The sequence below is a fragment of the Acinetobacter yuyunsongii genome, assembly GCF_041021915.1.
Classification (GTDB): Bacteria; Pseudomonadota; Gammaproteobacteria; order Pseudomonadales; family Moraxellaceae; genus Acinetobacter.
The window spans coordinates 419,191-440,027 of record NZ_CP157435.1 but is presented as its reverse complement, the minus strand read 5'-3'; the positions used below and the strand labels follow the sequence as shown (position 1 = coordinate 440,027).

General features: G+C 39.7%; 21 protein-coding genes and 1 pseudogene. 7 read left to right on the top strand and 15 right to left on the bottom strand.

The window, feature by feature from the left end:
* Positions 1-63: 63 nt before the first annotated feature.
* The 4 genes from leuB to leuC all read right to left on the bottom strand — a co-directional run bounded on the left by leuB (position 64) and on the right by leuC (position 3,993).
* Positions 64-1,143 (bottom strand): 3-isopropylmalate dehydrogenase, encoded by a 1,080-nt coding sequence (leuB, locus tag ABLB98_RS02090; RefSeq protein ID WP_005218467.1) that lies wholly within the window; start codon positions 1,141-1,143, stop codon positions 64-66.
* A gap of 45 nt (positions 1,144-1,188) precedes the next feature.
* The gene (locus tag ABLB98_RS02085; protein WP_348882668.1) at positions 1,189-1,764 is read right to left on the bottom strand and encodes a hypothetical protein; all 576 of its coding nucleotides are present in this window, start codon (positions 1,762-1,764) and stop codon (positions 1,189-1,191) included.
* Positions 1,765-1,911: 147 nt separating this feature from the next.
* Complete coding sequence (gene leuD / locus ABLB98_RS02080) at positions 1,912-2,562, bottom strand: 3-isopropylmalate dehydratase small subunit (protein WP_348882667.1); 651 nt, start codon at positions 2,560-2,562, stop codon at positions 1,912-1,914.
* 12 nt (positions 2,563-2,574) lie between these two features.
* A complete protein-coding gene (gene leuC, locus ABLB98_RS02075; RefSeq protein WP_005218472.1) occupies positions 2,575-3,993 on the bottom strand; it encodes a 3-isopropylmalate dehydratase large subunit in 1,419 nt (472 codons plus the stop codon).
* Between the two features lie 270 nt (positions 3,994-4,263).
* Between leuC and ABLB98_RS02070 the strand changes: the two genes are divergently transcribed.
* On the top strand, positions 4,264-4,470 hold the full coding sequence (locus ABLB98_RS02070) for a DUF2061 domain-containing protein (RefSeq protein WP_087536325.1): 207 nt from the start codon (positions 4,264-4,266) through the stop codon (positions 4,468-4,470).
* Between the two features lie 53 nt (positions 4,471-4,523).
* On the top strand, positions 4,524-5,387 hold the full coding sequence (locus ABLB98_RS02065) for a LysR family transcriptional regulator (protein WP_087536324.1): 864 nt from the start codon (positions 4,524-4,526) through the stop codon (positions 5,385-5,387).
* A gap of 16 nt (positions 5,388-5,403) precedes the next feature.
* On the opposite strand, the gene ABLB98_RS02060 is transcribed toward ABLB98_RS02065, so the two are convergent.
* The 5 genes from ABLB98_RS02060 to ABLB98_RS02040 all read right to left on the bottom strand — a co-directional run bounded on the left by ABLB98_RS02060 (position 5,404) and on the right by ABLB98_RS02040 (position 9,511).
* Positions 5,404-6,165 carry a hypothetical protein gene (locus tag ABLB98_RS02060; RefSeq protein WP_348882666.1) on the bottom strand — a complete coding sequence of 254 codons (762 nt, stop codon included), beginning with the start codon at positions 6,163-6,165 and terminating at the stop codon, positions 5,404-5,406.
* Between the two features lie 81 nt (positions 6,166-6,246).
* Positions 6,247-6,993 carry a sporulation protein gene (locus tag ABLB98_RS02055; RefSeq protein WP_348882665.1) on the bottom strand — a complete coding sequence of 249 codons (747 nt, stop codon included), beginning with the start codon at positions 6,991-6,993 and terminating at the stop codon, positions 6,247-6,249.
* 51 nt (positions 6,994-7,044) lie between these two features.
* Positions 7,045-8,478, bottom strand: a complete 1,434-nt coding sequence (locus tag ABLB98_RS02050; RefSeq protein ID WP_348882664.1) for a DUF2252 domain-containing protein — start codon at positions 8,476-8,478, stop codon at positions 7,045-7,047.
* Between the two features lie 64 nt (positions 8,479-8,542).
* Positions 8,543-8,785: a hypothetical protein gene (locus tag ABLB98_RS02045; RefSeq protein WP_004916632.1), complete on the bottom strand. Its 243-nt coding sequence runs from the start codon at positions 8,783-8,785 to the stop codon at positions 8,543-8,545.
* A gap of 66 nt (positions 8,786-8,851) precedes the next feature.
* On the bottom strand, positions 8,852-9,511 hold the full coding sequence (locus ABLB98_RS02040; protein ID WP_348882663.1) for an HAD family hydrolase: 660 nt from the start codon (positions 9,509-9,511) through the stop codon (positions 8,852-8,854).
* A gap of 183 nt (positions 9,512-9,694) precedes the next feature.
* Between ABLB98_RS02040 and ABLB98_RS02035 the strand changes: the two genes are divergently transcribed.
* From ABLB98_RS02035 to ABLB98_RS02020, 4 genes and pseudogenes are all read left to right on the top strand, one after another.
* Complete coding sequence (locus tag ABLB98_RS02035; RefSeq protein ID WP_005162709.1) at positions 9,695-10,165, top strand: RNA pyrophosphohydrolase; 471 nt, start codon at positions 9,695-9,697, stop codon at positions 10,163-10,165.
* A gap of 98 nt (positions 10,166-10,263) precedes the next feature.
* A complete protein-coding gene (gene ptsP / locus ABLB98_RS02030; RefSeq protein WP_348882662.1) occupies positions 10,264-12,558 on the top strand; it encodes a phosphoenolpyruvate--protein phosphotransferase in 2,295 nt (764 codons plus the stop codon).
* Between the two features lie 454 nt (positions 12,559-13,012).
* Positions 13,013-14,533 (top strand): catalase, encoded by a 1,521-nt coding sequence (locus ABLB98_RS02025; protein WP_348882661.1) that lies wholly within the window; start codon positions 13,013-13,015, stop codon positions 14,531-14,533.
* 88 nt (positions 14,534-14,621) lie between these two features.
* Positions 14,622-14,717: pseudogene (locus ABLB98_RS02020) on the top strand (DoxX-like family protein); the annotation flags it as partial.
* On the opposite strand, the gene ABLB98_RS02015 reads toward ABLB98_RS02020, so the two are convergent.
* Entirely contained in the window at positions 14,704-15,756 is a 1,053-nt protein-coding gene (locus tag ABLB98_RS02015) for an MBL fold metallo-hydrolase (RefSeq protein WP_348882660.1), read from the bottom strand. The pseudogene ABLB98_RS02020 and the gene ABLB98_RS02015 overlap by 14 nt on opposite strands.
* Before the next feature lie 383 nt (positions 15,757-16,139).
* Between ABLB98_RS02015 and ABLB98_RS02010 the strand changes: the two genes are divergently transcribed.
* Complete coding sequence (locus tag ABLB98_RS02010; RefSeq protein ID WP_348882659.1) at positions 16,140-17,048, top strand: LysR substrate-binding domain-containing protein; 909 nt, start codon at positions 16,140-16,142, stop codon at positions 17,046-17,048.
* Between the two features lie 38 nt (positions 17,049-17,086).
* Here the strand turns inward: ABLB98_RS02010 and ABLB98_RS02005 are convergent, their stop codons facing one another.
* The 5 genes from ABLB98_RS02005 to ABLB98_RS01985 form a co-directional block, all read right to left on the bottom strand.
* Positions 17,087-17,698 (bottom strand): glutathione S-transferase family protein, encoded by a 612-nt coding sequence (locus tag ABLB98_RS02005; RefSeq protein WP_348882658.1) that lies wholly within the window; start codon positions 17,696-17,698, stop codon positions 17,087-17,089.
* 52 nt (positions 17,699-17,750) lie between these two features.
* Complete coding sequence (locus ABLB98_RS02000) at positions 17,751-18,449, bottom strand: YafY family protein (RefSeq protein WP_348882657.1); 699 nt, start codon at positions 18,447-18,449, stop codon at positions 17,751-17,753.
* Positions 18,450-18,526: 77 nt separating this feature from the next.
* On the bottom strand, positions 18,527-19,201 hold the full coding sequence (locus ABLB98_RS01995; RefSeq protein WP_348882656.1) for an HAD-IA family hydrolase: 675 nt from the start codon (positions 19,199-19,201) through the stop codon (positions 18,527-18,529).
* A complete protein-coding gene (locus ABLB98_RS01990; protein ID WP_087536311.1) occupies positions 19,198-20,130 on the bottom strand; it encodes an RluA family pseudouridine synthase in 933 nt (310 codons plus the stop codon). The genes ABLB98_RS01995 and ABLB98_RS01990 overlap by 4 nt, the downstream gene beginning before the upstream one ends.
* A 62-nt stretch (positions 20,131-20,192) precedes the next feature.
* Positions 20,193-20,540 (bottom strand): hypothetical protein, encoded by a 348-nt coding sequence (locus tag ABLB98_RS01985; RefSeq protein ID WP_087536310.1) that lies wholly within the window; start codon positions 20,538-20,540, stop codon positions 20,193-20,195.
* Between the last annotated feature and the right edge of the window lie 297 nt (positions 20,541-20,837).

Sequence of the window (20,837 nt, the reverse complement as noted above, 5' to 3'; positions counted from 1 at the left end):
GCCCATATACATTAAGTTATAAAAAAACGCAGCCCAAGCTGCGTTTTTTATTGGCTATAATTCTTAGTTTAGTGCTGAAACTACAGCTTCACCCATAGCATCTGTACCAACTTTTGTCATGCCTTCAGACATAATATCTGCTGTACGCAAACCTTGATCTAATACTTGACCCACAGCATCTTCAATTGCTTTTGCTGCAGCTTCTTCACGGAAGGTATAACGTAACATCATCGCAACTGAAAGAATAGTTGCCAATGGATTAGCAACATTTTGACCAGCAATATCTGGCGCAGAACCATGACATGGCTCATACATGCCTTTGCCATTTTCATCTAAAGATGCAGAAGGCAACATGCCGATCGAACCTGTCAACATTGCTGCTTCGTCAGATAAGATATCACCAAATAAATTACCTGTAACGATCACATCAAACTGCTTTGGTGCACGCACTAACTGCATCGCGGCATTGTCAACATACATATGCGAGAGTTGAATATTTGAATATTGTGCTTGCTGTAAATCAGTAACCGTTTGCTTCCACAATTCAGTCACTTCCAATACATTCGCTTTATCAACCGAGCATACTTTGCCACCGCGCAAGCCTGCTAGCTCGAATGCAACTTTGGCGATACGCTTGATTTCACTTTCTGAATAAACATCAGTGTTATAGCCTTGTTTTTCGCCATTTTCTAATTCGCGAATACCACGTGGTTGACCAAAGTAGATCCCCCCCGTTAATTCACGAACAATGAGGATATCCAAACCAGCAACGATTTCTGGCTTCAAACTTGAAGCATCAGCCAATTGTGGATAAAGAATCGCAGGACGTAAATTTGCGAATAAATTCAATTCGCTACGAATTTTAAGCAAACCACGTTCTGGACGAATCGAACGTTCAATGGTATCCCACTTAGGACCACCAACCGCACCTAATAAAATGGCATCAGCATTTTTAGCTTGTTCGCTTGTTACAGCTGGATACGGTTCACCGTGAGCATCAATTGCTGCCCCCCCCAGTAAACCTTGTTCCCATGTCAAACCTAAATTAAATTTTTGATTCACCTTAGTTAGTACTTGCTCAGCTGCACCAACAATCTCAGGACCGATACCATCGCCTGCTAAAATTAAAATATGTTTAGACATTTATTCTTCCAGTTTCATATATGCAGCGTTCATACTGCAAGCCGATTAAATCTTTTTCTCAACAAATTCACCCAAACCTGTGCTCACATCATATGGGCGACAGAATCGACGAATAGTATGCTGTTCTTGTTGCAAATCCACACATAAGGGTTCAGGTATAGAAACATTTAATAAACTACCCGAACGATATGCACGGTCTCGGTACATTTTAAAGGTATAGCTTTGATGCGGCTTGAACGCATGAATCACATGGAAGGTTTCAGCTCGGTCTGGTGAAATAGGATAAAAGCGAATGACTACTTCATATTGTTTGGCTGGTACATTTAAGTAGACTTGTTGTTTTCTACTAAAAACCGAACCATGCAATCGTACAATCCCTTGCTCCATCGCCTGTTGGCTAATACGGTGCGATTTGGCATCGATCACGGCAATATCATTGATTCGTTCAAACTCACAATTTTCGACGCCTGAACAATACAAAGTTGCATTTTCTGCTTGATTGCCTACTGTATTTTGGGCAATACGAACCTGATCAACCATATTCGTAGAATTCTGACATGCGGTTAATGTCATACCAACACCTAAACACAGCAAAATACTGCGAGGGAGTCTTCTTTTCATTATTCAAGCCCAGTCCTATATCATGCAAACATGCAAGCGAATATATCTACTCGCATGTTAACAAGAGTTCCATGTCCGCGCTATGGCTATATTTAAAATGTACTAAAACATTAAGCTATGTTTATATTGATGAGATATAAATAAAACTTAAGCTTCTATCTCTTGAAACACCCAAGGACGCGCCTGTTTGGCTTTTTCTTCATAGGCACGAATATCATCTGCCACTTGCAAAGTTAAGCCAATATCATCCAAACCATTTAATAAGCAGTGCTTACGGAATGGATCAATTTCAAATTTAAATGCCGGACCTGTTGGCGTGCGTACTTCCTGTGCCTCTAAATCGATGGTCAATTGATAACCTTCTGTTTCAGCACATTCCTTGAATAACTGATCAACAATCTCTTCAGATAAAATCACAGGCAACATGCCATTTTTAAAGCAGTTATTAAAGAAAATATCTGCAAAGCTTGGAGCAATCACCGTACGGAAACCATACTCATTCAAAGCCCAAGGTGCATGCTCACGGCTAGAGCCACAACCAAAATTCGTGCGTGCCAATAAAATCGTTGAACCTTGATAACGCGGTTTATTCAATACAAATTCAGGGTTAATTGGACGTTTGCTAATATCTTGCCCTAAATAACCTTCATCTAAATAACGCAATTCATCAAATAAGTTATCGCCAAAACCTGTGCGCTTAATTGACTTCAAAAACTGTTTTGGAATGATTAAATCAGTATCAACATTTGCACGATCTAAAGGTGCAACAATACCTTGTTCTACAGTGTATTTTTTCATGATTTTGCTCCTTTAGAATGAACGTACATCAACAAAATGACCTGCAATTGCAGCCGCTGCAGCCATTGCTGGGCTTACCAAATGTGTACGACCACCGTTCCCCTGACGACCTTCAAAATTTCGATTCGAAGTAGATGCACAATGTTCACCTGGTTGTAATTTATCAGCGTTCATTGCCAAGCACATTGAACAACCTGGTTCACGCCACTCAAAACCAGCCTCCAAGAAAATTTGATCCAAGCCTTCTTGTTCTGCTTGTTGCTTCACCAAACCTGAACCCGGAACGATCATCGCCTGTTTAATACTAGATGCAACTTTACGCCCTTTCACGACATCTGCCGCAGCACGAATATCTTCAATACGAGAATTGGTGCATGAACCAATAAAGACACGATCTAATTGAATATCAGACAACGCTTGACCAGCAGTTAAACCCATATATTGATAAGCACGAGTCCAGTCATTACGCTGAACATCATCTTTTGCTTGTTCTAAAGTCGGTACTGCTTGCGAAACAGGGATCACCATTTCTGGAGAAGTTCCCCAAGACACTTGTGGCTCAATCTCAGCACCATTCAATACGACGACTGCATCAAATACAGCATCTTCGTCTGAGTGTAAGGTATTCCAATATTCTACGGCTTGATCCCACTGCTCACCTTTAGGCGCATAGTTACGATCTTTCACATAAGCGATGGTTTTGTCATCAACAGCAACCATACCTACGCGCGCACCCGCTTCGATTGCCATGTTACATACGGTCATACGCCCTTCGATCGACATATCACGGAACACTTGACCACCAAACTCAATGGCATAGCCTGTACCACCAGCCGTTCCAATTTTGCCGATAATCGCTAAAACAACATCTTTCGACGTCACGCCTTTGCCTAATACACCATCAACACGAACAAGCATGTTTTTCGATTTTTTCTGTACTAAACATTGAGTTGCTAACACATGCTCAACTTCTGACGTGCCAATACCGTGTGCTAAACAACCAAATGCGCCATGTGTAGCTGTGTGTGAATCACCACAGACCACGGTCATACCCGGCAAAGTTAAACCTTGCTCTGGTCCTACCACGTGGGCGATACCTTGACGAATGTCATTAATACCAAATTCAACGATATTAAAGGTCTTACAGTTATCATCTAAAGTTTGGACTTGGATACGAGAGGTATCATCTTCGATTCCAGCAATGCCTTGTTCACGCTCTTTTTTAGAGGTTGGAACGTTATGATCAGGTGTTGCGACATTGGCACTTAAACGCCATGGCTGACGATCAGCAAGTTGTAAGCCTTCAAATGCTTGAGGGCTAGTCACTTCATGTAATAAATGACGATCAATATAAATCAAGCTTGAACCATCATCACGTTGCTTAACTAAATGGTCATCCCATAATTTGTCATATAATGTCTTGCCTGCCATGTCGTCGCTCTCCAACGTGCTTGTCATAGGACTGGGTAACTAAATCTTAAATTTATTATAGCAATGCTTTCACATAAATCTAATTTATCATTTTTATTAGTTATCAAACTTTTTGGAATACCTAATTCATTTGTGCATCAATTTTTTTCAATAAATAGATAAATGCTTATCTATCTAAAAGTTCGATCATCGAGAGTAGAAATTTCTTTTTTACTTTTTAAATGATAATCATTACTATTTAATTAAATAGGATTTGAAATGGTGAGCGATATGGCAAACATTCAGCAATTCGTGATTAACAATCGACGGACTTTAAAAAAAACCTTGAGTTACTACATCATGCATATTAGTGTTGCGATGATAGTTGCCTATATGATTACGGGAAATTTAATCATGGCTGCAACCTTAAGTTTAATTGAACCAACCGTACAAGCTTTTGCCTTTTTCTTCCATGAAAAAGTTTGGAATTATTTCTAATTTTCAACATCAATATCTGAGCACATATTTTAAAGTTATTTGAGTAAGCCTGTATGAATCTTGCTGCATTTGAAGCATTTTTAAAAGTGATGGAAACGGGATCAATTTCGATTGCAGCAGAACAATTATTTATTACTCAACCTGCGGTGACCAAACGAATTCATACGCTTGAAGAATATTTTGGAGTAAAACTATTTGAATCCGCAGGACGCGGTATTCAACCTACCCATGCTGCCCATTCTTTATTACCGAAAGTGAGAACATGGCTCAATGAATTAGGTGAAATTCACCATACACTGAGTCATGAGCAGAATCAGGTACAAGGTCGTTTAAAAATTGGGACGAGTCATCATATCGGATTGCATCATCTCGCAGACCCACTGAAAGCTTTTGTGCAATCTTTTCCACAAGTCACTTTAGATGTGCATTTTGTAGACTCAGAACAGGCGCATGAACAAGTTTTAGCAGGTGAACTCGAACTGGCCTTTTTAACCCTCCCTCCAATTGGAGATGAACGACTAAGCTACTTGACGATTTGGAATGATCCTTTGGTTTTTGTGACCTCACCTTTTCATCCTTTAGCACAACAATCACAACTTAAATTAGAAGATTTGATTGCTTATCCTAGCCTTTTACCCGCAGCACACACTTATACCAGTCAAATCACATTAGCAGAGTTTGAAAAAAAGAGCTTAAAACCTAAAATCAGCATGAGCAACAATCCTTTAGAATCAATCAGGATGTTAGTTTCTATTGGTTTAGGTTGGTCGGTATTACCTAAAACGTTGGTGAATCAAGATTTAAAACAACTTGATTTGAATCTCGATATGCAACGTCAACTGGGTATGGTGTGGCATCCTGCACGGATTCAATCTAAAGCAGCGGAAGAATTAATCAATATGATGCAACTTGGCTAGGCTAGCTAAAGCTAAGTTAGTCACCGCCTCCGCCACAACTGCTACAGCTACTGCCACAACTGGATGAAGATGATGATTGATCTTGCATATATTTTGCAAAATTTTTAGTCATTTGCGCCAGTTCAAACGATTGTCTATTTTCCCAACCCAACACCTGATCAACCGCAAATAGTCGTGGCAATTGCATCGTATTGCTTGGATTATATCCATGTAACATACAGCTATATTTCCAAGCTTCAAATAATTGCTTTGCTTGTTCTTCAGGTCTCGTTGTTCCGTCATAAGGGCTATGATTCAACGTTCGACCTATGGTTTGCTCACATAATTGCTGATACTGGATCGGATATTGCAACATCACATGCCATAAAGCATCGACTGCATGTGAAGGCATGGCATAGGCTTGTTTTTGCATCACGTGTAATGCCAAATAATCCTTAAAGCCCAGTTCAATCAGTCGACATTGTTTTAAGTTCAGTTCGGGATACTGTTGTTTTAATTTATTCCAAAATATTGGTTCAATGTTGAGTTGCTCAATCTTCTCTAATTTATTCCTTCGAGTCTTGGCGATCAAAACATGGTTTAAAACAATAATTGTCCATATTAATGGGAGTAAAACCCAAGCTGTAAATATCTGCTGTTGCCAACTATACATGAGCAGTAAGACTAAAATCGGCAGAATAATCCAGCGTGTTTTTATGATCGGTTGCTGGCGTTCTAATTTGAGTAATGCATTAAGCATGTTGGAAGTATGTTCTTCCTGATTTGTTTTTATTTTCATACTGTCATCTTAAGAACAAAAGATGACAGTTATATGACATTAAAACCTCCCAATAATTATGGGAGGCATCGATGATATAGATTATCCTATTTTTAACAAACGGCGAATTTGTTGCGTCACTTGACCCACATCCAATTGCTGATTTGGAAGTGTCATCGTCAATAGCTGATCTGAACGCAAAGTTCGATCCACTTCTAACATCACATGCGTTTGATGTGCTTCTGCAACAAATGACACTTCGACCTCATTAAAGCCACTGAACAGATGTGAAGAAACAAACTCTAATTCTTGGTAGCAACCAATGGTTGATCGAAAATTACGTGCCGTGAGTTGTCCTTTTTCTACATCGACACTCGATAAGACAAAACCACATTGTTGCATTGCTTGTAAAAACACTTGCATGGTTGGTGTGGGTAACACACTTAAATAATCACGATCAGTTGCATCTAGCCCCCAATCAACATCCATATGTGTATTGATCCAAACGCGAGTCCCATTACGGCGACAAGAAACTTCAGTGATAGGCGTTTCATATGGGATTTGCATCGTAAATGGAATATGATGGGATTGATGTGCAGCTAATAAAAAATTTGAACTGATTAACCACTGATCCAAAATCAAAGGTTGATTAAATTCATGATCCCCTGACTCAACTTCGGCGATGGTCATCAATTGTAAATACAAACTATTGATTTCTTTATCAGATGAGCCGCCTTTAAAACTAATTTCCCCTTCTAATGTTCCACCCGCTTGTAAAGTTGGATTATGCAAATGCGTTTCTACAGTTACCCCTTGAATACCTAAACTTGACATCATTTTTTTAAACATGTTTCGACCCTTTTGAATTATTTCGTTAAATCTATAACTGGCTACTTATTTTTAAAGTGCTTCATCCCCAGCGATTTGAAGCTTGCCATCTGCTATTTCGTTCATAAATTGCTGATAATCATTCAAATTGCGCTCAGCATATCGCATGGCATACTCTTGCAAAACATCTACAATCTTGTTGCCTTCACCTAGATAGCCCATCAAAACATCGGCATTACCAGATTTTGCATGTGCATGCGCCAACGATAAGCCACAACTTTCAGCATATTCATAAAAATATTCGTCATCCATATCTGTTAAATCCACAGAAATCTTCATATCTCTAAGCTGACGGATGTAGAAATGTTTATCTAATGTAGAAAATCCTAAGAAGATATCACTAGCAGCCTGCATTAATTGTTGACCATGAATGACTCGCTCACCTTCATGTTCTACCTTATCTTTGAAAAGTGGACTAAGTATTGAAGGATTCGCTTCTTTCATTTGTAATATCAATGGCTCTCGATCTGCATCTTGAAACAGCGCAACAGCAGAGCGTGTGCCAACACTTCCAACCCCAACCACTTTGAGTGCAACGTCTGTGCGTTGATAACGATCAAATAAAACTTGTCGATCAAATTTCAATGAATCTCGATAACACGAAAAGAATTGATCAAGATTGTGGGCAAAAGGTTCATTTGTTTGGGGGTGCCATAAAAGTGGTTTGTCATCAATAAAATACCTGAAACCCGTATCCTCATTTTTTTCAGTTAACTTTGGTAAAATAGAATGTGCATTTCTTTTTTGTGCTGAATCAAGATGCTTCTCTCGCTTCTTTCTCAGTTTTCGACATTCCGTATTTTCTAACAACGTACTGGCATCGACTTTGTCATACCAAACTTGTAGCGGTGATAATTCAGTATTTTGCAGTAGATGTTGGCGATAACTATTCAGCATAGTTTTAATGGCTTTTAAACCGACTTTATCAGCAAGATCAATATCACGTGCTGCAATCACAAAACTGGTTGCTAAACGTTTTAAATCCCACTCAAATGGCGCAACTAAAGTTTCGTCAAAATCATTAATTCCAAATAACAGATTACGTTCAGGACTGGCAAAACCACCAAAATTGCTTAAATGACAATCCCCACAAATTTGCTGGAATAAACCTGAGTTAAACTGCTCCCATGCTTGATCAAACAACATTAAAGAAGGCATACCACGATAATAGGTAAATGGAGAAACACTCATACGCTTGGCACGAATGGGCTTAAGCTGCTCTAAACGTCCTTGGTTACTCCAATCATAAATATTTAAAGCCGTTAGACCTTTAGGTCGTTGCGATAGTTGTGACAACTGTTCACGTGAAACTTTTTGACGTTGCGCTTTTCCTAATTTAAAACCTTCGGTTTTTGTCAGTAACTTACCTTGATAACTATGCCGAGTAAGATCAATGCAGTCTTCTGTCCAAAGTTGTTTTGGCAGTTTAACTTGTTGTTTTTTCATAACACCCCCGACATAAATTCAGTAGTGTTATAACAATAAATTCAATGGATCAGATAAATATTTTTTATTTTTTCACAAATTTCCTAACAACATAATAAAGCAGCATCACAAAGGGTAAAACCAAAAATAATGCGCCAAATCCAAACGTTATGCAGGCAAAAATAATGCCGCCTATTGCACCCCCAAATAAAAGGATAATCAAGTAGAATAACAATTCACTAATCAAGGCATCAAAACCTTGGCTAAGGAACTGTTCACCCCAATCTGAGCGGCGATATCGTCTACGCTCTGAATTCTTATTATTCACGATATTTCCGATTCACATAATACCTATTCTTCTAACATAATAAGTACTATGTGAGCAAAGTAAAGATTATACGGATACGATCGACCAGTCTTGAATATCCCAATCTTGATCTTGCGCCAATTTTTCTAAACGATCATCAGGATTCACTGCAATTGCATGGGTTGCATATTCAAGCAAAAAACGATCATTAATCGAATCTGAATACGCCCAAGACTCATCAACTGCTCTTCCCTCTAACCATTGATCTAAACGAGCAAGCTTACCTTTCTGATAACAAGGTAAACCTGTCACCTTACCCGTATACTTCCCATCAAGAACTTCGGCATTGGTGGCAATAATTTCAGTAATACCAAATTCACGAAAAATCGGTGCGGTAATAAAATCACTGGTTGCAGTAATCCCAACAATCGCATGACCTAAATCTTGATGCTTTTTAATTGCATCAAAACCTTTCGGACGCATTTGGGGACGAATCACTTTTTGCATAAACAACTGGTGTAGTTCAGTTAAATAAGTATTGTCATGCTTGGTCAAAAATTCAAAGACAAATTCGTTATAGGCAATCGGATCAAGTTGTCCTACCTTATAGTCCTCGTAGAATTTATCATTCATTTGACGATGATGAACTGGATCAACCAAACCTTCATTCACTAAAAACTCACCCCATGAGTGGTCAGAATCGGTATTTAACAGGGTGTGATCTAAATCAAACAAAGCCAATTTCATATAAATGCTCATTTAAATGCAAAATAAAGAAAAAAAACGTAAATCTATTTCCGTAAGTGACTAAAAATTCGTTAAGATCATAGCAATTTTAAACATTTTACTTTGACCTTTTTCGAGTTGGACGTGAAGAGTGACTGTCCCCGAGATCAAAGTCAACGATATAGAGAAAATTTAGGTAGCCAAATGATCGATTCAGAAGGTTTCCGACCCAACGTCGGGATCATTTTGGCAAACGATGACGGACAAGTTTTATGGGCAAAACGCATTGGTCACAATGCTTGGCAATTTCCACAAGGAGGGATCCAATTTGGAGAAACCCCTGAACAGGCACTTTATCGTGAACTGAGAGAAGAAGTCGGTTTATTGCCCGAACACGTCCAAATAGTAGCGCAGACTAAAAGTTGGCTGCGTTATCGTTTGCCACATCGGTACATTCGGTCAGATTCTGATCCGGTATGTATTGGACAAAAGCAAAAGTGGTTTTTACTGAAATTAACGGCATCGCCGCATCATATTCAGTTAAATCTATCAGACCCACCCGAGTTCGATCAATGGCAATGGGTGAGTTACTGGTATCCATTAGGTCAAGTAGTGAACTTCAAAAGAGATGTTTACCGCAGGGCCATGATGGAGTTGTGTTTACAATTACCGTAGCATTAATCGTCAACAAATCATCACTTTAAGCAATGATTTTTGATCATAGAGCTGTTATAACTAGACCGATAACGATTTATAAATTGGAGTAAACATCCATGTCAAACATGCAACTCGACACGCTTAGACGCATTGTGCAAGAAATTAATGCGTCCGTCAGTTTGCATGATTCTTTGGACATTATGGTCAATCATGTGGCTGAAGCGATGCATGTCGATGTATGCTCCATTTATTTATTGGATGAACGAAATAAACGCTATGTGCTCATGGCTTCAAAAGGTTTAAAACCTGAAGCTGTTGGACATGTTTCTTTGAGTGTTGGTGAAGGTCTCGTCGGTTTAGTCGGTAACCGTGAAGAAATTGTAAACTTAGATAACGCACCTAAGCATGAACGCTTTGCTTATTTGCCTGAAACAGGTGAGGAGCTATTTAACTCATTTCTTGGCGTACCCGTGATGTATCGCCGTAAAGTGATGGGCGTTTTAGTTGTTCAAAATAAAGAACCTCAAGACTTTAGTGAAGCGGCTGAATCATTTCTCGTTACTTTATGTGCGCAACTCTCAGGGGTAATTGCCCATGCACATGCGGTCGGAAATATTGATGTTTTCCGCAAACCAACCAGTGGTTCATCTTACAAAACCTTCCAAGGGGTTTCAGGTGCTGGAGGGATTGCATTAGGTCGCGCCATCGTGCTCTATCCCCCAGCCGATCTTGCTGCAATTCCCGATCGTGAAGCTGAAGATATCAGTGATGAACTCGACCTATTAGATCAAGCGATTGCTGCGGTACGTTTAGAGATCCAATCTTTAGATGAGAAAATGCAAGATTCATTGATGTCAGAAGAACGTGCGTTATTTAGCGTGTTCTTGCGGATGTTAGATGAAAATGCCTTACCAAGTGAGATTAAAGATCACATTCGTGCAGGCAGTTGGGCACAAGGTGCGGTGCGTAAAGTCATCGACAAGCATGTGGCGCTATTTGCTCAAATGGAGGACGATTACTTACGTGAACGGGTTTCTGACCTTAAGGACTTGGGACGGCGCATTTTGGCCTGCCTACAGGAGGCGGATTCCAGCCATCGTGAACTTAGCCCAGACAGTATTTTAATTGGTGAAGAAATTAGTACGGCGGCTTTAGTTGAACTTCCTGTTGATAAAATCGCTGCGATTGTGACTTCTGAAGGCGCTGCCAATTCACACATGGTAATCGTGGCACGCGCTCTGGGGATTCCAACCGTTGTGGGTGTCACCGAATTGCCAATCAACACCCTTGATGACATTGAGATGATTGTCGATGCCTATCAGGGACGTGTTTTTGTTAACCCACCACGTCGATTACGTCAACGATATAAAGAAGTCCAGAAAGAAGAAGAGCAAATCGCTAAAGATTTGAAGCAATATGAAACCAAAGATGCGATTACACCTGATGGTATCTCTATTCCTTTATTCGTAAATACAGGTTTGATGATTGACGTTGTTCGTGGCGTGCAACGTGGTGCGAAAGGTGTTGGTTTATATCGCAGCGAAATTCCGTTCATGCTACGCGAACGATTCCCAGGTGAAGAAGAACAACGTGCCATCTATCGTCAGCAGTTGAGCCATTTTGCCAATAAGCCCGTGATTATGCGAACTCTCGATATCGGTGCGGATAAAGATTTGCCTTATTTTAGTATTGAAGAAGAAAACTCGGCATTAGGTTGGCGTGGTCTACGCTTTACTCTGGATCATCCTGAAATTTTCTCAGCGCAAATCCGTGCCATGCTAAAAGCTAGTATTGGTTTGAATAATTTGCATATTTTGTTACCGATGGTGACAAGTGTCAGTGAAGTGGAGGAAGTCCTTTATTTGCTGGAGCGTGACTGGATTGCGGTTCAGGAAGAGGAACAGGTAAAGATCACCAAACCTAAAATCGGCATCATGGTTGAGGTTCCAAGTGTCCTGTTCCAGATTGGTGAGTTTGCGGAGCTAGTCGACTTCTTTTCAGTTGGTTCCAATGACTTAACCCAATATTTATTGGCTGTTGATCGTAACAATCCTCATGTAGCTAACGTATATTCGCACTTTCATCCGTCTGTCTTACGTGCTTTAAACCGTTTAGTAGAAGATTGTCATATCTATCAAAAACCAGTCAGTGTCTGTGGTGAAATGGCAGGAGATCCATTATCTGCCATTCTACTGATGGCGATGGGTTTCAATACACTTTCCATGAGTTCAAGCAACATCCTGCGGGTGAGAAAGGCAATTTGCCATGTCTCAATGGCAGATGCAAAACAGCTGCTGGACAATGTCCTACAAATGAATAACCCATTAGTCATTAAAAGCTGGCTTGAGCACTACTTTAAAACCCACGGCTTGGCCGATATGGTAAAATCCAATCGTTTGGTCAGTGCCTAGAAAATAACTAGGGTATCCTTTCAAGCATGCCTTTACATAACTGCAACAGGTGAAAAACCTCCTGTTTTTATATATGAGCATACAAGCTGAATTTGGGAGTTGATTATACAATTACCCTTAACGAACTATTCAATTCCCTTTAATTGGTTATTTTAATGGGACTTTTTCAAATTTTAACAATTTATTGCTCAACAATTCTCATTGCCACATTTAAGATTTAAACAGCTTCAATCGGATAAAGCATTTATGACATCAACTTTAATCCATTGGAAAAAAAACTTTCATCAATCTAGAGTAAAAATACAACGGATGTAAACCCCATCATTACAAATCAATTTAGGCATCTTCATTTTTGATACCCATTTTGTAGCTGATACGGTTAAACATTCATATCTTTGAACGGTCAAACAGTTCGGATGACCCAGCTCACAGGTCATCTTGATGGAGATAGAACATGAGCCAAGACGATAAAAAATGTCCTTATAGCCACTTAACCACTGATTTTGGTGCACCCGTGGTGGATAATCAAAATAGTATGACAGCAGGTGCTCGGGGTCCTTTATTAGCCCAAGATTTATGGCTAAATGAAAAACTTGCCAACTTTGTCCGTGAAGTGATTCCTGAACGTCGTATGCACGCTAAAGGTTCTGGTGCATTCGGTACATTTACAGTTACCCATGATATTACTCAATATACTCGCGCTAAAATCTTTAGCGAAGTCGGCAAAAAAACAGAAATGTTTGCTCGTTTTACCACGGTTGCAGGTGAACGTGGCGCAGCGGATGCTGAACGAGATATTCGTGGTTTTGCCTTAAAATTTTATACTGAAGAAGGTAACTGGGATATGGTAGGTAATAATACCCCTGTATTCTTCTTACGTGATCCACGCAAATTCCCAGATCTCAACAAAGCAGTAAAACGCGACCCAAAAACCAATCTACGCAGTGCTACCAATAATTGGGATTTCTGGACTTTATTGCCAGAAGCCCTGCATCAAGTCACGATTGTAATGTCAGATCGCGGTATTCCTGCTAGCTACCGACATATGCATGGTTTTAGTAGTCATACCTATAGCTTCATTAATGCAGCCAATGAACGTTTCTGGGTGAAATTCCACTTTAGAACGCAACAAGGAATTAAAAACCTAACCGATGCAGAAGCTGGTGAATTGGTGGGTCAAGACCGTGAAAGCCATCAACGCGATTTATTCGATGCCATCGAACGTCAAGACTATCCAAAATGGACGCTTTTCGTACAAATCATGCCAGAACAAGATGCCGAGAAAGTTCCATATCATCCATTCGATTTAACTAAAGTTTGGCCTCATGGCGACTATCCACTGATTGAAGTTGGTGAGTTTGAACTCAATCGCAACTCTGAAAACTTCTTCCTAGATGTTGAACAATCTGCTTTTGCACCAAGTAACTTAGTACCAGGTATTAGCGTTTCACCTGACCGTATGTTGCAAGCACGCCTATTTAACTATGCGGATGCGCAACGTTACCGTTTAGGCGTGAACTATCAACAAATTCCAGTGAATGCTGCTCGCTGCCCTGTTCACAGTAATCACCGTGATGGTCAAGGTCGCATTGATGCCAACTATGGTGGTTTACCACATTATGAACCTAACAGCTTCGGCCAATGGCAAGAACAGCCGCAATACAAAGAACCACCATTGAAAATCAATGGCGATGCAGACTTCTGGGATTATCGTGAAGATGATAATGACTACTTCAGTCAACCTCGTGCCTTGTTCGAGTTAATGACACCTGAACAGCAAGATGCCTTATTTGGCAATACAGCACGCGCGATGGGTGATGCGTTGGACTTTATCAAGTATCGTCATATCCGAAACTGCTATGCTTGCCACCCTGCTTATGGCGAAGGTGTTGCAAAAGCACTCGGTATGACTGTTGCTGATGCGCAAGCCGCCCGTGAGACTGACCCTGCTCGTCATTTACCAAGCTTTCTTTAAACCCTAAAACATCCAAATAAAAAGCCATCTTCGGATGGCTTTTTACATTGAATTAGGCGACAATTTAGTCAAGCCATGACATGAATAAGCATTTAATCCCGTCGTGATGAATATTGCATTAGGGAGTCTTTCGCTGATTTCAATCTGGTGCCTCAACGCAAAGACTCACACTAAGCCCGAATGAAATGTCCTTCACGAATACAATAAAATGGATTGACTAATTTAGATGAAGATTTCATTGCTTGTTGTAACTCATGTTCAGGAGCATTGCGATCTTCATCAGTAAGTTGGAAAGTTCGAAAATGAATGGCCAATGAACGATGCGCATGCAAATCTAAATGCGCGTGAAAAGCATCTTGTGGATTCATATGCACATATCGCATTAACTTTCGTGGCTCATAAGCACCTATGGGTAATAGTGCAATACGTGCATCACCATATCGCTCATATATTTGTTTGAAGTGCCCTGCGTAACCTGTATCACCCGCAAAGAAACAATGTCCTGTCTTTGCTAGAAGCGAAAAACCACCCCATAAAGCTCTATTTTGATCCCGTACCCCACGTCCAGAAGCATGTTGTGCTGGGGTATAGGCTATCTTGATTTCGTCATGAAAAGGAATCTCTTGCCACCAATCCATTTCAATCACATGTAAATGTTTTGCTAAGTAGTAACCATTACCTAAACCCGTATAAATCGGCATTTTAAATTTCTGATGCAGCCACTCCAACGTTGCCAAGTCCATATGGTCATAATGATTATGGCTTAGTAGTACTGCATGAATCGTTGGAAGCTTTTCTAAAGCGATGCCTGCTGGGCAAACTCGTTGCGGGCCTTGACCTTGCTTTGGGCTCACATAGTCACACCAGACAGGATCGGTTAAGAAGTTGTAAGGGCCTATTTGGATGAGAACGGTTGCATGTCCTACAAACCAAATCTGCCAATTATTTAAATCTGCGTGTGGTCTATTTTGTGGTAACTCAAGCATTTGATTACGCAAATTAGCTTCATGTGCGCGATCAACATTCCAAGTATAAGATTTTCGTGTCGCTAGCCATTTAAATAAACCTTTACGGTCAAACGGTGTAAGCGGTTTTTCTAAATTATAAAAACGATCAATACCACAATGATCAGAAGGCTCATGTGGAAATGGAGGTTTCCCCCAAGTATGGCTCAAGCAAGATTGGGTCGGCAATTGATAGGTTAATGTCGGCTTATCTTTCATGTACTTCTTCTTTGCTGGAATTGAATCGCACAAAATTCCGATAGAATTGGGATAATGAGCAGTCCTTTACTCTAACTTTTAAAATCAATCTAATTGTATGATTTTTTTAGAGGGTTTAACTGCCTCTAAACAATCGAACTTGATCCTAACATAAGCTTGTTAGTTATGCTGATTTTATCCAATCGAGTCAATACAATTTTAGGGTACGTATCAAACTTTTCCACTATTTAGCCTATATAGTTTTTTTATTTCTCTAATACATTTTTTATATTTTAAGAGAAAGTATATTGTTTACAAAAACAGCTATTATATAATGCACACCGAGAAGTACTTTCTAACACTCATACTTTACAATAATAGTAAGACATATTTGGATCAGTCTAATGGAATTACGCCATTTACGTTACTTTATTACTGTTGCTGAGGAATTAAGCTTCAGTAAGGCTGCGGTAAAACTGCATACAGCTCAGCCCTCTTTAAGCCAACAAATCAAAGATTTAGAGGATGATATTGGTGTTCAATTATTTTATCGCACCAAACGTAAAGTTGAATTGACTGAGGAAGGTCTGGTTTTTTTAGAGCAAGCACGCTTAACCTTAACCCAAGCGGACAAAGCCATTACTATGGCGCGACAAGTTGCGGCAGCAAAAGTACAATGTCTAAGAATCGGATTTGTACCTTCTGCTGAAATTAGAATTTTTCCCTATATTTTCCCTAGGTTACGTGTCAAAACACCTAAAATGCAAATCAACACATTAAACTTAAAAGAAAGTGATCAAATCGCAGAATTAAAAAAAGGTGATTTAGACATTATTTTTATTAATCAAGACTTTCAAAATGAATATTTTGCCAGTCAATTGGTTTTGAAAGAACCGTTAATTTTTATCTTACCGAAACAGCATCCTTTAGTGGAGTTTAATGCATTAAATATTGAACAACTGAATGGATTAGAACTGACCATCCTATCACATAAACTTTCTCAACCATTGGCTCAAACGATTCTGAAATACAGAGATCAGCATCAAATTAAATTTAAATCGGTCCACGAGACCAACACGATCGCTGAATGTATTCAAGCAGTACAGAGTGGTTCGAGCTGCGCGATTTTACCTTCTTATATGCAAGCGCTTGCGACGGATCAAATCGCTGTTCGTCCATTAAACCACCCTCTGCCGAGTCTCGATGTATTTATGAGTTTCCATCGCACCTCACCAAGCCAAGCAGCAGAACAATTTTTGGAAGAAATTAGACAAGTTTTCGAACTAGAACAGTTAGCACTTTATGCAAGCTAAGAAAAAAGCCGATTTAAATCGGCTTTTAGTTTGTCTACTTAGGCTGGTTCACTAAAAAACGCTACAAATTTTTGATAACTTTCACGCTGTTTTACATTGTCTAAATATTGTTCTATTACAGGATGAGTCTGTATTTGACCAATTTTCAACTGCCAAAATAACATTGCTGCAACCATCACATCTGCTGTGGTAAATTGTTGCCCGCATAAATATGGATCAGCCTCATTTAAGCCCTGAATAAAGGCATGATAAGCTTCTTGATAATCACCATAGCCAACAAACATTTTCTGATCAGATTTTATCTCTACACCCAACATTTTGTTAGTCGATGCTGCTTCCCAAGGTCCAGAAATAAACATAAGCCAACGATAGTACAACCCTCGCTTAGGATCATTGAGTGCTGGTGCTAAGCCCTTATCCGCGAACTTATCTGTCAAATATGCACACACTGCTCCAAGCTCATAAATCACTATATCTCCATCGACTAGAACAGGAACTTTTCCAAAAGGGTTTATTTTTAAATATTCTGGTGCCTTCATTTCTGTCTGGTAAGCCACTTCTATTCGCTCACAGGCAACCCCCAGTTCAATGAGCAACCAATCAACAACCATACCGCGCGACTGAGTATTTGTATAAAATTTAAGTGCCATTTTTCATATTTCCTTGTTTATTGGTGTTATTAAAATTTAATCGTTCTCATTGTCAGTTTTTGTCAGTAGTCGAACGGCATACTTCCTGAGTCCACCATTGTTGAAAAAGTTGTTGTTTGAATTGTGGATAGAGCTCTTGGCTTAAACTTAGATTTTGCATACGATCAAGTCGAAAATTTCGAAAATCATTGCGTAATTCACACCAAGCAGCGAGCACAATCTTGTCATTAAAATAACCAAGTGCAAATGGCCAAACTGTTCTCGCACTGGTACGTTGCTGTTCATCAACATAATCAAAGAAAATTTTAACTTGAGATCGAATCGATACTCTGACTTGCTCTACCAATATTTGATTGACAGGTAACCACACATTAAATGCTCTTAATGTGGTTTGCTGTAATAAACTTTGTCGATGTTCAGGTAATACCGCATTTAATTTTGCTAACACTGAAATTGATGCTTCATTCAAAGCTTGGTCAGGAATACTTTTGAGCCAATATAGAGCTAAAAACATCGCTTCAATTTCATTTTCATTCAAGGTCATTGGAGGAAGCAAAAAATCTTCTTTGAGCTGAAACCCCAATCCTGCCGCTGCATCAATTTGAACGCCTTGTTCACGCAAAGAGTCTATATCACGATAAACGCTACGCTGACTAATCTGCAACCGTTCAGCCAAAACTTGTGCGGTGACTGGATAACGATATTGTCGAAGTAGTTGTAATAAACTCAGTAATCGAATAGAACGACTCATGCTATCCCTATTGTTATTATTGATGATGAGAAAATCAGCTTTCTCACCATCTTATCTTTGCAAATAATGTGAATCGCTTAACTTTCAGTAATCGCTGCACGTTCCAATATACTTTGTAAATAAGCATGTAAATCCTGCACATTACGAGCAATCGTTAAAGGCTGGTATTGTTGCAAAGTTTCAATACTATGCACCCCATAGCTGACACCAATACGTGGCATATTCAGATTTTCTGCCATTTCTAAATCGTAACTGGTATCCCCCACCATAATGGCGCATTCAACTGCTACATCCAACTCAGCAAGAATCTCCTGCAACATCAATGGATCAGGTTTAGACTTGGTTTCACTAGCTGCACGGGTAATATCAAAAATCTGATGACTATTGGTTTGACTTAATACACGATCTAAACCTTTACGACTTTTACCCGTCGCAACTGCAAGCTTGATCCCTTGTTGTTTTAAGTCAGCCAACAACTCTGCTACACCACTAAACCATGCATCGCCTTTTGAATTTGCAACATAATGATCTGCATAACATTGCAAAATATCTTGCTGCAAATCTGGAACCTGCGGAAATAAGATTTGCATGACTTCAGGCAAACCCAAGCCAATGATACTTTTTGCGGCATCATCCGTTAAAGGTTGTTCAAATTGCTGTGCTGCATATTGCAGGCTTGCTACGATTTGTCCAACCGAATCGAATAAAGTGCCATCCCAATCAAAAATCACAAGTTCGATATTTTGACTCATTTCTGTTTTCTCAATTCATTGATCACTTGTTGCATATCTTCTGGCATTGGTGCTTCAATGCTTGGATAGTTTGGAATGTCTAAACGCATGGCATGTAGGCATAAACGACGTGCTTCAGGGCCTTTATAGTCTGTGTTATGTCCATATTTATCATCCCCAACTAAAGGATGGCCAATACTTAAACCATGTACACGGATTTGATGGGTACGTCCCGAAAGCGGTGACGCATGCACCAAAGTCGCTGTCTTAAAACGTTCAACCACTTTCCAGTCAGTCTTACTCGGCTTACCGTCTTTGGTCACACGGACACGACGTTCGCCATTCGCCAACTCATAACGCAATAAAGGTGCATCAATCAATTGCTGATCCAAACTGACTTGCCCTTTGACAATCGCCGCATACGTTTTTTGAATTTTATGCTCGCGTAGTAAATCCTGAAGCAGTTTTAAGGTACTACGTTTCTTACTGATCATGACCAAGCCTGAAGTATCTCGATCGATACGATGGATCAGTTCCAAGTATTTTTTACCTGTCGCGGCACGCAAGGCTTCGATTAAACCATAAGCCACACCACTGCCGCCATGAACAGCAATCCCAGACGGTTTATTCACTACTAATAAGCCTTCATCTTCGTAAACCACACGACTAAGCAGGCTTTGCGCCACGCCATCACTCACTGGTGCCGCGCTTTCATCCTTTTGTTCATAACGAATTGGTGCGACACGAATCTGATCGCCAATATTCAAACGTGTTTCTGCTTTTATTCTTTTTTTGTTGACACGTACTTGTCCTTCACGAATCAAACGGTAGATTCGACTTTTCGGAACACCTTTTAATCGGGTAAATAAAAAATTATCTATTCGCTGCCCGTCTTGATGCTCATCCACGTCAAACCAAGTGACACTTTGCCATTGTTGTGTAGAATTCATACGCTCGATTAATCCAAGATTTGCTAAATATGATTAAAAATTGATCATTTAGCTAAGTTATTTCACAAGAAACCTAAACTTAGCCCATAGGCAGATGCCGCAAGGTTTGATATATTCAGCGCACGGATACCACCGTAAGTGAGCATCAGATCAAAAATTTTATTTAGATAAAATTTTAAATCGACGAGATACTCACCAATAACTCGGATAGGTCCTAAAGAATTATGCCGACGCCGAAGGCTTATTATATCGGCAAAATGGCAAACTGTTGCGTTTAATTGTGCATCAGCACATACAGTTTGTTCAGAAAAAATATGTTGCCAACAAATTTGTTGGTTATTAAACGTAAACTGATCCACATCAGACAATTTGCTCCCTGATGTCGCATTCAGGCTAAAGCGTTGATGCATTGGAACTGCTAAGCAGAGATACGATGATCATTCCGTATCACGAGACTTCCAGGTGGATCGACTTCAATGCTTAATGACAGTGAAAGTCACCATCCAATGCACCGCTCACCCGCCAGTGAAGCGTCTAGGAACTTTGATTATGCTGGGTCTAACGATATTTCACAGATGCAAAACATGGATGAAATATCATTAGACTGAAGATTAAGGCACTATTGCTGACATCGAAATAAACGTATCAAAGCACAAACTGAATATTTACAGTCAGTGGTTTCAGAGCATCATGTACAAAGCTGCTTC